Annotated in this window: 10 protein-coding genes, 2 tRNA genes and 3 pseudogenes; 7 read left to right on the forward strand and 8 right to left on the reverse strand. The window is 67.1% G+C overall.

From position 1 onward, the window contains the following. Positions 1–47 precede the first annotated feature (47 nt). From pip to ACGLYG10_RS08780, 4 genes are all read left to right on the forward strand, one after another. A complete protein-coding gene (gene pip, locus ACGLYG10_RS08770) occupies positions 48–1,103 on the forward strand; it encodes a prolyl aminopeptidase (protein WP_073330684.1) in 1,056 nt (351 codons plus the stop codon). Positions 1,104–1,217: 114 nt separating this feature from the next. Beyond that, positions 1,218–1,294, forward strand: a tRNA-Lys gene (locus ACGLYG10_RS08775). A gap of 345 nt (positions 1,295–1,639) precedes the next feature. Further along, positions 1,640–1,804, forward strand: coding sequence for a hypothetical protein (locus ACGLYG10_RS16245; RefSeq protein WP_170866494.1), 165 nt, complete (start codon positions 1,640–1,642; stop codon positions 1,802–1,804). A gap of 272 nt (positions 1,805–2,076) precedes the next feature. Continuing rightward, positions 2,077–2,556 carry a peroxiredoxin gene (locus ACGLYG10_RS08780; protein WP_073330688.1) on the forward strand — a complete coding sequence of 160 codons (480 nt, stop codon included), beginning with the start codon at positions 2,077–2,079 and terminating at the stop codon, positions 2,554–2,556. Positions 2,557–2,574: 18 nt separating this feature from the next. Here the strand turns inward: ACGLYG10_RS08780 and ACGLYG10_RS08785 are convergent, their stop codons facing one another. Further along, positions 2,575–3,696: a Gfo/Idh/MocA family protein gene (locus ACGLYG10_RS08785; protein ID WP_083565806.1), complete on the reverse strand. Its 1,122-nt coding sequence runs from the start codon at positions 3,694–3,696 to the stop codon at positions 2,575–2,577. A gap of 246 nt (positions 3,697–3,942) precedes the next feature. On the opposite strand from ACGLYG10_RS08785, the gene ACGLYG10_RS08790 reads away from it, so the two are divergent. Next, a tRNA-Leu gene (locus ACGLYG10_RS08790) sits at positions 3,943–4,027 on the forward strand. A 109-nt stretch (positions 4,028–4,136) separates the two neighbouring features. Then, positions 4,137–4,433 carry a hypothetical protein gene (locus tag ACGLYG10_RS16655; RefSeq protein ID WP_073330691.1) on the forward strand — a complete coding sequence of 99 codons (297 nt, stop codon included), beginning with the start codon at positions 4,137–4,139 and terminating at the stop codon, positions 4,431–4,433. Between the two features lie 573 nt (positions 4,434–5,006). Here the strand turns inward: ACGLYG10_RS16655 and ACGLYG10_RS08800 are convergent. From ACGLYG10_RS08800 to ACGLYG10_RS08840, 7 genes and pseudogenes are all read right to left on the reverse strand, one after another. Further along, positions 5,007–6,038: pseudogene (locus ACGLYG10_RS08800) on the reverse strand (recombinase family protein); the annotation flags it as partial. Next, positions 6,035–6,388, reverse strand: a complete 354-nt coding sequence (locus ACGLYG10_RS08805; RefSeq protein WP_073330694.1) for a hypothetical protein — start codon at positions 6,386–6,388, stop codon at positions 6,035–6,037. The gene ACGLYG10_RS08805 and the pseudogene ACGLYG10_RS08800, both read right to left, overlap by 4 nt. Positions 6,389–6,522: 134 nt before the next feature. Next, entirely contained in the window at positions 6,523–7,347 is an 825-nt protein-coding gene (locus ACGLYG10_RS08810) for a replication-relaxation family protein (RefSeq protein WP_073330697.1), read from the reverse strand. Positions 7,348–7,557: 210 nt separating this feature from the next. After that, on the reverse strand, positions 7,558–9,744 hold the full coding sequence (locus tag ACGLYG10_RS08815) for a type IV secretory system conjugative DNA transfer family protein (protein WP_073330699.1): 2,187 nt from the start codon (positions 9,742–9,744) through the stop codon (positions 7,558–7,560). Positions 9,745–9,969: 225 nt separating this feature from the next. Further along, positions 9,970–10,158, reverse strand: coding sequence for a hypothetical protein (locus ACGLYG10_RS08820; protein ID WP_073331362.1), 189 nt, complete (start codon positions 10,156–10,158; stop codon positions 9,970–9,972). Between the two features lie 33 nt (positions 10,159–10,191). Next, a complete protein-coding gene (locus tag ACGLYG10_RS08825) occupies positions 10,192–10,806 on the reverse strand; it encodes an MT-A70 family methyltransferase (RefSeq protein WP_073331365.1) in 615 nt (204 codons plus the stop codon). A 719-nt stretch (positions 10,807–11,525) separates the two neighbouring features. Beyond that, positions 11,526–11,969 (reverse strand): annotated as a pseudogene (locus tag ACGLYG10_RS08840) (IS1634 family transposase); the annotation flags it as partial. Positions 11,970–12,096: 127 nt separating this feature from the next. Here ACGLYG10_RS08840 and ACGLYG10_RS16380 point away from each other — a divergent pair. Continuing rightward, positions 12,097–12,276 (forward strand): annotated as a pseudogene (locus ACGLYG10_RS16380) (hypothetical protein); the annotation flags it as partial.

Consider the following 12,276-nt stretch of genomic DNA (forward strand, 5'->3'; position numbering starts at 1 on the left):
AGGGTCCGCGTGGAACAGTCACGACGGCGATCAAGCACAATGAGCCCATGCACGACACCGCCGCACCGGCCCTCTCTACGGCAGACCGGCAACGCACCTTCTATCCGCCCATTGAGCCCTACGACTCGGGTCTGCTCGACGTCGGCGACGGGCAGCGCATCTACTGGGAGGCCTGCGGCAACCCGGACGGCATTCCCGCGGTATTCGTCCACGGCGGGCCCGGCGGCGGCTGCTCCCCCGAGCACCGCCGCTGCTTCGACCCCGCGCGCTACCGCATCATCCTGTTCGACCAGCGCGGCTGCGGCCGCTCCCTGCCGCACGCCTGGGAGCCGAATGCCGACCTGAGCACGAACACCACCTGGCACCTGGTGGCCGACATGGAGCGACTGCGCGAGCACCTGGGCATCGAGTCCTGGCTGGTATTCGGCGGCTCCTGGGGCTCCACGCTGGCGCTGGCCTACGCCGAACGGCACCCGCGCCACGTACTGGCACTGGTACTGCGCGGCATTTTCACGCTGCGCAAGCGCGAGCTCGACTGGTTCTACGAGGGCGACGGCGCGGACATGATCTGGCCCGACGAGTGGGAGGCGTATGCGGCCGGAGCCGGCGAGGGCGCCGCCCCGGGCGGTTTCATCGACCGCTACCACGAGCTGCTGACCGACCCGGATCCGGCGGTGCACGGCCCCGCCGCCCGCGCCTGGACCACCTGGGAGGCGGCCACCTCCACGCTGCTGCGCGACCAGGCCTACATCGACGAGGTGCAGGACCCGGCCTTCGCCACCACCTTCGCGCGCATCGAGAACCACTACTTCCACCATGCCGGCTGGATGGACGACGGGCAGCTGATCGCCGACGCGCATGTGCTGGCCGAGAACGGCATTCCGGGCGTGATCGTCCAGGGCCGCTACGACGTCGTCTGCCCGATGGGAACCGCCTGGGCCCTGCACCGGGCGTGGCCACAGGCCGAGCTGCACGTCTCGGCCGCAGCCGGTCACTCCTTCGCCGAACCGGAGACCCTCTCCACACTGATCACCGCCACCGATCAGTTCGCGGCCCTGCTCGCCGCTCCGTCCGGGGACGGCGGGGCGCCGAGACGCAGCTGACAGCCCTGAGACTTCACGCACACAACGGCGTTTTGAGCCCATTTCGGTTGGACTCGGCGGCGCCGGACGCGTAAAGTCTTTCTCGTCGCCAGGCGGAAGCGCCTGACCGGCTAAGCCTCCTTAGCTCAGTTGGTTAGAGCACCTGACTCTTAATCAGGGTGTCCAGGGTTCGAGTCCCTGAGGGGGTACCACGCAGAGCAGCACATGGCTGCGGCGCTGTACCGGATCCGGTGAGCATTGTTCCCGCCACCGCGGAGTTCCGTGCGGTTCATGCCCACTCCGTCCCCCGGTCGTGGGAATACCCTTCACCGCCAGCGGTGTTGCTTATGCGTCGGCCGGTAGGCAAGTCCCTTCGAGCGGTCACGCACCACTTGCGAGGCGAGCAGCCCGCCGACCACGGGCCGAACGGAAGCCGTCGCGCGGACGCGCAACTTCCCCGGACCGCACAGACCAGATCACAACGCCGGGTCGCAGGAACCACCTGCCATCCGCCCGGCACAGAGGGGCCCGCAGGGGGCCATGAAGGGAAGGATGAGATGTACCTGATCAACTCCAACAACACCCGCGCCGCGGCCGAGCGCGAGCTCGCCGCTGCCCGCACTGAACTGGCGTCGCTGGACAACACCGCTTCGCCGTCGCGTCTGGAGCGCGCACTCGAGCGGTTGCAGGCCGCGCAGGACGCTCTGGCGCTCGCCGCCTGAACTGTTCTCGCGCTGCCCGTAAGCCGCGGGCGCCAGTCCCGCGAAACCGGCACTGATCCCGTGCCGAGACCGGCTGTCGTGACACACAGGCCGGTTCAAACAACCGGCGGCGTTCGACTCGGCGCAAGGCCTCGGACGCCGTCGGATATGCCTTGAACACGCCTGGGCCGCCACCGCAACACCGCGGTGGCGGCCCTCGTCGTACCCAACGCATCGGCGACGGGCTACATTTGCGGAGTCAGCACCAGTTCCGCAGGCAACAGGAGGACGCCGTGCCTCAGCTATCCGTCGGCGACACCGCCCCCGACTTCACTCTCCCCGACCAGTCCGGCACCCCGGTTTCCCTGGCCTCCCTGCGAGATGGCGCCGCGCGCGGCGTGGTCGTCTACTTCTACCCGCGGGCCGGCACCGCCGGCTGCACCAAGGAGGCCTGCGACTTCCGCGACTCGCTGGAGGGATGGCGTCGCGCCGGTTACGCCGTCGTCGGCATCTCCCCCGACCCGCCCGCCGCGCAGGCGCGCTTCGCGGAGAAGCAGTCCCTGCCCTTCCCGCTCCTGTCCGACCCCGACCACACCGTGATGGAGGCCTGGGGCGCGTGGGGGGAGAAGAAGAACTACGGTCGCACCACCACCGGCGTGATCCGCTCCACCGTGGTCGTGGGGGCCGACGGCGACGTCGCCCTGGCCCGCTACAACGTGCGCGCCACCGGCCACGTCGACCGCCTGCGCCGCGAACTCGGCCTGGACGACTGAACTCCCGACGACCGGCGGCTACTCCCCGGGGTAGGTGACGCCGAGCCGACGGCGCACCTCGTCCATGGTCTCCAGCACCGCCAGCGTCTCGCTCCACGGCATGGTCTGCGACTCCGTCCTGCCGGCGGCGATGCAGCGGGCCACCTCGGCGGCCTCGAACTGGAAACCACCGGGCACGGTGGCGTCCCACTCGTGACGCTGGGCGTCCGGCCCCTCCCCCAGGACGACCTCCAGCGGCGCGGGCCGGTAGAACTGCGTGGGCAGCACCACCCGGCCGCGAGTGCCGACCACCTCGCCGGCCGTCTCCGAGGCGGCGGACATGCTCGAGACGGCCACCGCCAGCGCACGCGGGTAGGTCATGGAAACCGACTCGTCCAAGTCCACGCCCGTCTCCGACAGTCGCCCGACCGCCGTCAGCGCCGTCGGTGCGCCCAGCAGTGAGTGCACGAAGCTGACCGAGTACACGCCCAGGTCGAGCAGAGCACCGCCGGCCAGTTCGGGCCGGTTCAGGCGTTCAACATGCTCCAGCGACTGGAGGTGCTCGGCGCGCACGTAGCGCAGCTCCCCCAGCGCGCCACTGTCGGCCAGTGCCCGCAGCAGCACCTGCCCGGGCAGGAAGCGCGTCCACATGGCCTCCATGGCGAACAGGTTCGCCGCGCGGGCGGCGTCGAAGACCCGACGCGCCTCGGCGGCGTTGCGGGTGAAGGACTTCTCCACCAGCACCGGCTTGCCCGCCTCCAGCGCCAGCAGCGCCTGCTCACAGTGGAAATTGTGCGGGGTGGCGATGTAGACGGCGTCCACGTCCGGGTCGCCCACGAGCGCCTCGTAGGAGCCGTGGGCGCGCACCGACTGCCCCTTGCCGGCGTCGGGGTGGGCGTCGATGAAGGCCTGTGCCCGAGTCCGATCGCGGCTGCCGACGGCGACGATCCGCCCGGAGGAGAAGGCGGGCACGTCGGTGGCGAAGGTGGCGGCGATGCCGCCCGCGCCGAGAATCCCCCAGCGCAGTGCGGGCGCGTCCTGCGGCTCGGGGACGGCGGCGGCCGGGTTTAAGGGGGCGCCGGCCGCGGCCAGGGCGTCGAGGATGGGCGTGGGGATGGCGGGTAGTTGATCGGTGGTACGGATGGATTTGTCTTGCGCCATGTCGAAACTCTAGGCCCCGCCGAAACCTCAGCGCCATACCTCACACCCGCTGCGGGACCGGCACCGCCGATTGCAGGTGCGTGTGGAGCCCGATGGCGCCGACGGGGCCGACGGCGGGCCCGGCACCGCCGGCGGCGCCGTGTCTCATCCGGGGCCCGGCCACTGCTAGGCTGTGCGCGGCCGTAGACCGAACGCTCCGACTGCCACCGCACGGTGCCGGGCACGTTCGGCCGGATGCGGCTGCGAGCGCGAGTGGCGGAACTGGTAGACGCCCCAGATTTAGGTTCTGGTGCCTTCGGGCGTGAGGGTTCGAGTCCCTTCTCGCGCACCATGACGACCTTATACGAACTCGCACGATGCGAAGTCGGTGTAGGGGCTGTCTCATACGACGAAGCGTGCTCACTCTGCGGGGTGGGCGCTTTTCGTTGTGGGAGAGCTTTGTGTCCAAGGTCATGGTTGTCTGTGTCGTTGCCGTGGTGGCCGCGTCCTGCTGTGTGGTGGATGTCTCTGTGCTGGCTGTGGTGCTCGCCTTCGGGGTGCGCGTCGCTGTCGTCGGGTTCGTCTTCGCTGTGGTTGTTGGTCTGCGTGTGTTGGTGTTGGTGTTGTTGGGCGGCTCGGCGCAGGTTGAGGCTGGTGAGTTGGTTGAAGGGAAAGTTGAGGCGTGCGGCGGCGTCGGGTTGGCCGCCTGGTCCGCGAACAAGCAGCGGCAGCGCCGGTGCCTTGTCTTGATTCTCTAGTCCTTCCTGCTCGCCTGTCGTCCCCGGGGTAGCGCTAGCGTCTGTCGGGTCGTGGTCTGGTTCGGCGGTGGGGTCTGGTGGGGTGATGAGTCTGCCGTCGGGGTCGGTGTCGGGGTTGATGAGGATGCGGTTGAAGAAGACTTGGTTGAGTTGCTTGCGTAGGTGGGGTGGTGCGGCGGTGTAGAGACGGTGGCAGTCTTCGAGGAGGTCTAGTGCCTGGGCTAGGTGGTCGCGGATGTCGTTGATGTCTGCTTTGTATCCGGCCAGGGTTCGTTTGATGTCGTTTAGCTCACGTCCCAGCCGGTCTTGTTCCTCCTTGAGGAGGTCTAGTGGTACGGCGCCGCCCAGGTGGGCGTGGAGTAGCTTGCGGCGTTCGTCTTCGAGGTTGGTGCGGCGGGTGGTTAGTGAGCGGATGTCGCGGGCGCGGTGGGCGTGGATCTGGTCGAGTTCGGCGTGTAGGTACTGCTCGATGAGCTGGCGATCTTCGGGTTGGAAGTGGATGCGGTGGTACAGGTCTGCGACGCGTGTGTCTACTTCTTCGATGAGGACTGCTTTGAAGTTGCAGTCGTGGAGGCGGTGGCGGCGGGCGCAGACGAAGTATGGGTAGATGGTGCCGTGGGGGTTCTTGGTGTTCTGGACCAGGAGCCGTGAGCCGCACAGCCCGCATACCACGGTGGTTTTCAGGTGGTGGTTGTGGATGCGTTGGCGTTCGCCGTTGCGGTGGCTGTCCAGGATCTGTTGGACCTTCTCCCAGGTCTCGATGTCTGCCAGTGGCTCGTGCTTGCCTGGGTATTGGACTCCTTGGAAGGTGACTACGCCTTTGTAGTAGGGGTGGCGGAGCAGTGTTTGGAGGTGGCCGGCGGTGATGGCGGTTGCGGGTTTGCGTGGTGTGGCTGGGATGGTTAGGCCGAGGGCGGCCAGGTGTGCGGCCAGCTGCCTGATGGTCCAGGTTCCGGTGGCGTACTCGGTGAAGGCTTGGCGCATGAGGGGCGCGCGTTCGGGGTCTAGCTCGACGGTGCGGATCTCGCGGCCTTGGGCGTCTCGGCCGCGGACGTTGAGGTAGCCCAGTGGGGCCTTGCCGATGGTGCCGCCGTTCCTGGCTTTCTCGCCCATACCTTTGAGGACTTCGTTGGACAGGTTGCGGCTGTAGAACTCAGCGATGGAGCTCATGATGCCGTGCAGGAGGATGCCACCGGGGGTCTGGTCGATGTTCTCCGAGGTGGATACCAGGCGCACGCCGGTGTCGTCGAAGACCTTGTTGATCTCGACGTCGTCTGCCCGGTTGCGGGCCAGGCGGTCCAGCTTGTGGACGATGACATAGTCGATACCGGGGGTTTGGCGCAGGTATGTGAGCATCTTCTGCAGCTCGGGGCGGTTGGCGGAGCGGGCGGACTCGCCGCGGTCCACGAACTCCTTAACCACCAGCGCGCCCATGGAGGCGGCCTTGCGCTTGTTGGCCTCGCGCTGGGCGGGGATGGAAAAGCCCTCCTCTGTCCCGGCGCGTTCGGCCTGTTCACGGGTGGAGACGCGGATGTAGGACACGGCCCGCTTCGGGGTGAGAGCCTGGCTCATCGCTACCAGCGGGTCCGGGATGGTCTGGCTCATGTGTTGCTCCTTACGGTGATCAGGGTGGGCTCGGGCTTGGTGATGATCAGGCCGAGGCCGGTGGCGGCCAGGGCGCCGATCAGACGGTGGTAGCGCTCTTGGCTGCCTCCAGTCGGATGGTCGATGGTCGGAGTGATCAGGTAGCGGATGTTGTTGGCGGGGCTGGCGGCGACGTGTAGGGCGCGGTCGATGCCGGCGGTCTCATCCGGTAGGTCGTAATAGAGGCCGATGTTGTTGAGGCTGTACTGCTGACAGCAGCGGCTAATACTGGCGATGCTGTCATCGGGGATGATACGGCGGTAGCCGATGGCTCGACTGCCGGGAATTATGATTTCTTCGGGAGTGTGCATGATGTATTCTCCTTTCGTTTATGTGCTTCGGTGTGGTGGTTGTTCTCCTTCCATTGACGCTCAGAATGGGCGAAGAGTCAAGCCTGTTTTTCTGGGCGGATCGTTTCGCCTGGGCGTGCTGGTGCTTCAGTGTTTTATGGTCCGTTCTGAATTAGGCGCGTGAGTTCTTCTGGGCTGGCGGTGATCTTGAATAGGCCTGGTGTGAAGGTGGCCTGGTTGGTGATTTGCTGGGTGAGTCTGGTGGCGCGGTCGGGGTTGTTTAGTAGCCAGACGACTTGCGGGTAGTAGCCGTGGGTGGCTTGTTCGGTGCCGGTGTTGAGGTGGGTTTGGTAGTCGTGGCATTTGGCCAGTAGGCGTGCGGGGTTCTCGGTGCCGAGGTCGATTTCGAGTAGCCAGTGGTCTTGGTCGCCGTGGGCGGTGGTGGTGATGGCTTCAAGGTCGGGTTTGAGCCAGCGCTTGGTGCCGGCGGGACCGTGCCAGGTCCGCCAGCATTCGGGTTCGGTGGCCAGTAGCGTGAGTCGGCCGCCGGCGTGGTGGGCGGCTTGCTCGATGATTAGTCGGGCTTCGGTGATGGCGAGCGTGTGGGCCAGGAAGGCGTAGGAGGGCTCGCTGGTGCGTTTCCTGACGGTGGCATCGGGGCTGGTGAGGCGGTGTCCGGGCTCGCGTAGGCGCCAGACGTGACTGGTGGATCCGGATTTGGCTCCGCCGATGCGCCGCTCCAGGTGGTCTGTCAGGCCGAGTTGGCGGTGTCGGCTAAGGCGGCGGCTGGTTTGCCGCAGTGCGGAACGGTCGGAGGCGTAGCGGCCGGTAAGACTGATGATTCGGGCGAGTTGGCGGGTGGTGGCGTAGCGGTGCGCAACCAGCAGCCCGAGAAGCTGGCGGTCGATGGTGTCAAGCTGGTCGGCGATGGCCTGGAGCTGGCGACGTCCGACACGCGCGCTGGTGCTTGGGGTGCTCATGGGTGTGGCTCCTTATGGGCGTTGATTGGTGTAAGTGGGCTGTGCGGGCGCCGCGGGGTCGGGCTGGGCGGTCCAAGATGGACCGACAGTCGTCTCCCTTGTTCGGCGGTGCTCGGCGTGGCGGGGCGGCAGGAGGCGGGCGGTTGCGGCACCGATTGGTGCGGGGATTGGTCGGCCGATGCGTCTCGTTCTCCCGGTACGACTTTGAGCTCATGAGGTGCCTCCATGCCGGGGTCTGCGACCGATGGAGACCCGAGCGGCCTGGCTCTGAGGTGACTGGCCCTGCGCGGGCTGCGGGCCGGCGGCTTGCGTGAGGCCGAGGCGTTCCAGTAGTTGCTCCTCGACTACGTGGGCGTCTTGCCCGTAGCGGGCGGCGCTGGCAGCTACCAGCGTGACCGGGTCGCCGTCTGGTGGTGGTAGCGGCAGCGTGTGGGCCAGGCACCAGGGGTTCGGGTGGCCGTGGTGGATGGCGCGCACGTAGGCACCAAAACGCGGCAGTAGCTGAAAGTCGGCGGGTTCAAGCCCGACGGTTTGACGTGCGATCTCGCTGGCGTCGGCGGCGGAAAGACCGAAGATGATCTTGTTGCGTGCGTTGGTGTCCACGGCGGAGCGCAGGTTCGGCGGGAGCTGAGCGCGGTACTGGTGCGCCAGGTGGAAAGCGACCCCGAGGCTGCGCGCCTGGCTGAGGGAGTCGGCCAGATCACCGGGCAGAGCCAGGTAGTCCTGGACCTCGTCGATGAACACGCTGACGATGTGACGTCGCCCCACCGGGAGGGCGGCGCGGGCAAGGATCAGCGGCCAGACCTGCCCGATGATCAGGCTGCCCAGCAGCCGAGCGGACTCGGCCCCGAGAATCCCCCTGTTCAGACTTACCAGCACGATCCGCCGTTTGATCAGCAGGTCGGCCAGGTCGAAGGCGGGCGCGGTCTGCCCGAGCGTGGCGCGCAGGTGCGGACGAATCAGGAACGGTTGAAGCTTGTTAAGCACCGGGGCGATCCACTGCATTCGCTGCGCGTCAGACAGGGAATCGTACTTCTCCCAGAACTGGCCGGTTCCCAGCGGATCCGGCGCCCCGGCAACCACCCGACGCCGAAAGCCCGGGTTGGTCAGCAGCAGCGGTAGGTCCACCAGGGTGGAATCGGGGGTGCGCGCGAGCGTGAGTAGGCCGGCGGTGAGAATCTCCTCGGTGCGCACGCCCCAGGCATCGGCGAACAGCGTCTTGAAGGTCGCCAGCACCGTGTCGGCAACCAGGCTCGGCTCCCGCCGCTTGCCCGTAGCGGCTAGCGGGTTGACACCGACCGGCGTGGGGCTGGTCGGGTCGATCACCACCACATCGCCGTGCCGCTGCCGGGGAATACGAGCCAGCAGATCATTGACCAGGTCGGTCTTGGGATCGATCAGCAGCAGCCCGCGGCCGGCACGAATATCAGCCAGGGCGAGGTTGGCCATCACGGTGGACTTCCCGGCGCCAGTCGGGCCGAGCAGCACCGTATGAAACAGGGCATCCTGAACCGAGATGCCCAGGCGCTGCCCGGACTGCTCATCCACCCCGGCGGCAAAGACACGCTGCGTGTCGCGCCGCTCGAGCAGCGGCAGGTGCCTGGGGTGAGCGGCCCCGGTTGCGGGCAGCCCGGCCTGGCCGATCGGCCAACCACTCAAGCAGGCGATCTCCCGCGCGGTCAGCGTCAGCGGGTAGCTCCACGGACGACGAGCCTGATCCAGCCGAGCCGGGCTGTCGGTGTGGACGCGAAGATGAACGCCGGCGCTCTCCGCCACCCGCAGCGCACCCAGCAGGCTCTGCAACAGCAGTCGCCGCCGCTGCGGTGAGGCCGCTTTGACACCCAGCCGTACGGTCACGCCGGCCCGATGACTAGCGGCCTGCGCCCGCCGCCGGCGCCCGATCTCCCCACCAGCGGACGGCGGCGGGGTCAACCCGAGAGCTTCCAGCCACCCCACCGGGTGCGTGCCCTGAGCCAGGCTGGGACGGTAGCGCGGGCCGATCATGACCTGAAGCACCAGCTCCTCACCGGCGCCTGTAGTAGCCAACGCCGCCAGCACCGCCCTGGCGATCGCCTCCAAACGCTCAGCCGACAGCGGCAGGCCCGCATGACGAGCCACCACCCGCAGCCCCTGATCCACCGATCCACGCCCTGTCGAATCCGCAGCGGTTACGATGCGCGTGCCCGGAGCCAGCTCACGCACCACCGCATCCAACCGACCACCGACAGTCGAGCCCAGCAGATAGCGGGCACGACCATCCCGACCACGCGCCTCCAGCACCACTCGGCCCAGCGTCGGGTCCACCACGATCCGCTCCAAAAGACCGGTAGCCGTGGCCGCATCCAGCGGCAACGCGAACCGGATACCTCGCCACAGCAACCGGTGACGGCCACTCATTGCCGCCCGCCTCCCTGCGAGGCGCGCGTCCCCCGGTCTTCGCGTTCAGTGATGTTGTCGGACTGGTCGGATGCGGCCTGGGCGAACAAGGCGATCAGGATCCGAGCCAGAGCCCGATGATCAAGCGCATCGGTCCTAACCGGAACCACGCGCACCCGACGCGACTTGGGCGGACGGCCTCCCGCATGACGACGACGGCGACTCACAGCCGGCTCCGTTTCCGGCTCACCAGCGGCCCCGCCACCACACCACCACGACGACGATGGCGCCGACCACTACGGCTGCGCCGGCGAGCCACATCCAAGCGCTTCGCAGCAGCTCGACGATCCACCTCAACCCGATCGCAATGGCGATCAGCCCGACGCCGCCGCGAAGAAGGCTCCCAGACAGGCAACCCCTCGAATCCCCACTCATCCCAGTCTCCTTCATCAAACCACCGGGCACCCATCACCGAACCTCCTTCACGCAGCCACCGGCGCGCTGGCTGTAGCGGGGAACCGGGAAGCCGGGGATACGGATGTCGGAATCGATCTGATCACCCCAAACCGCCCAATCCGCGCGCGACTCCGGCCGACGCCGGGCGAACAACTCCAAATACGGGCCTGGGCTGACCCGCTCGATAATTGCGAACTGCTCCGCCGGCTTACGCGAATGCTCCGTAACCGGGGCGTTGAACCACGTCGGCTGCGACCGGCTACCCAACGGCGCCGTACCACGGGTGCAGAACAGCAACTGCTCGGTGGCATTGCGCAACTGATAGCGACCAGACAACCCCAGCCGAAACTTCACCCACGTCAGCGGGCTACGCACCGTGAACCCCCAGGCCTGCGCCACCTCATACGCCTGCGGCAGCAGACCGTTGGTGGTCCACAACCACAGATGCGCATCCTTGGCCGCCAACTGGCCCACCGGCAGAGCCTTGATCGCATCCAGGCTCATCGTGCGGTAGTGCGCCTCACCGCCCTGACCAGGCCACGGCGGATCCACCAGGATCGTGGCGAAACCGCCCTCCGGCACACCATCCCGCTGGCTGATCTTAGTGTTCTCGTCGCTGTAGCTCATAATCATTTCTCCTTTCCGGTTACGTGCTTTGACCTAGTTTTCGCACACAAAGCACCCATAAACAAGAGTCCCGCTTAAGCCTTACCTGCCGACACGACAACCCCAAGAGGCCATACAACAAGGAGCTCAAAGATGACGGCGGATAATGCGGCTTGCTCTGGTTCAAGTTAAGCGGCGACCAAAGTGTTTGCTGTAGAATTCACAACACCCAGGCGGCCGGCGGGCGACTCCACCTCCGCAACCGTCCGAACGCTGTGCCAGGCAAGCCAGCCGGCTACCGACCCCTGAAACGGCGCGTCGCCTCCTGCATAGCCCGAGCCGCCAGCAGCGCCGCCACGTCCTGCTCGAACTTCAACTGCGCCGCCCGACGCCGCACCGCCTCACACTCACGCTCCGCGCCACGCCGAGCCAACCCCGCGCCAGACGGTGGCCGCGGCCGGGGTGAAGCAGTACGCCCAGAAGCGCCGTCTCCATCCTCCCGCCACAACCGCCACGCCAGCGCCAACACCGCCGCGCCCACCAACACCCCGGCCAGGAAACCCATCATCACCATCACCTCACCAACGCTCCTGGGGCTCAGAAGCCGGCGATCGCCCGCGCCGCACCCAGCCCGTACGCCTTGACGATCGCCTCGTAATACGGCGCACCAGCCGGCGCGGACTCATAGCACTGCTCGGCCAACCCCACCAGAGCCGCCGTGTTACCTGAGTCGTCTCACTTTAGTGCCCTGCGGTGTTTAGGTTGTTGAGGATTTGCTGTGCGGTCTGGGTGGTCTGGGGTTGGGCGGTGACGTGGTGTCCGTTGATGGTGATGGTGACTTCCTGGAGCGGCCGTAGTTCGCGTACGAGTCGCTTGATGCTCACGCCGGTGGCGGCTTGTAGGTGGCGGGCTACCGCCAAGGCGGCCATGACGACGGTCAGGTGGGCCTGGATGGCGTCGTGGGTGTGGTGGAAGACGGGCCTGGCCCGCAGGTCGTGCTTGCTCATTCGGAAGGACTGCTCCACGTGCCACAGCTCGTGGTAGGAGGCGATCACCTCACCGGCGGGCATCACGGTGGCGGGGATGTTGGTCACGTATCCTTTCAGCCCCGCCAAGCGGCGTGCTCTGGCTAGAGCCTTGTCATCCAGGACCTGGTCGCCCTTACGGGTGGTGACGAATCTGGCCTGACTCCTGACAGGTCGCTGGGGTGATCGGGGTTTTTCGTTGGTGTGGTGCGGTTGGGTTGGTGGTTGTGGGGCACTAATCCGGTGGGCGGTAGAGTGATGGTGTGTGAGCCCGTATGTTCGTAAGGTGCGTACCGCTTCTGGTGCTACGGCGGTGCAGATCGTGGCTAAGGAGCACGGGGTGCGCCGGGTTGTGGAGCACCTGGGCTCGGCGCACGATGAGGCGGAGCTGGCGGCCCTGATTCAGGCTGGGCGGGAGAAGATCCGGGGAGGCCAGGGGGGTGCTGGACCTGGCCGGCCTGACACC

Source organism: Actinomyces glycerinitolerans (assembly GCF_900098745.1).
Classification (GTDB): Bacteria; Actinomycetota; Actinomycetes; order Actinomycetales; family Actinomycetaceae; genus Actinomyces; species Actinomyces glycerinitolerans.

Bases quoted from the DNA above. Each gene is read 5' to 3' on its own strand.
- pip (WP_073330684.1), top strand. From the start codon at position 48: ATGCACGACACCGCCGCACCGGCCCTCTCTACGGCAGACCGGCAACGC.
- ACGLYG10_RS16245 (WP_170866494.1), top strand. From the start codon at position 1,640: ATGTACCTGATCAACTCCAACAACACCCGCGCCGCGGCCGAGCGCGAG.
- ACGLYG10_RS08785 (WP_083565806.1), bottom strand. From the start codon at position 3,696: ATGGCGCAAGACAAATCCATCCGTACCACCGATCAACTACCCGCCATC.
- ACGLYG10_RS08805 (WP_073330694.1), bottom strand. From the start codon at position 6,388: ATGCACACTCCCGAAGAAATCATAATTCCCGGCAGTCGAGCCATCGGC.
- ACGLYG10_RS08810 (WP_073330697.1), bottom strand. From the start codon at position 7,347: ATGAGCACCCCAAGCACCAGCGCGCGTGTCGGACGTCGCCAGCTCCAG.
- ACGLYG10_RS08815 (WP_073330699.1), bottom strand. From the start codon at position 9,744: ATGAGTGGCCGTCACCGGTTGCTGTGGCGAGGTATCCGGTTCGCGTTG.
- ACGLYG10_RS08820 (WP_073331362.1), bottom strand. From the start codon at position 10,158: ATGAGTGGGGATTCGAGGGGTTGCCTGTCTGGGAGCCTTCTTCGCGGC.
- ACGLYG10_RS08825 (WP_073331365.1), bottom strand. From the start codon at position 10,806: ATGAGCTACAGCGACGAGAACACTAAGATCAGCCAGCGGGATGGTGTG.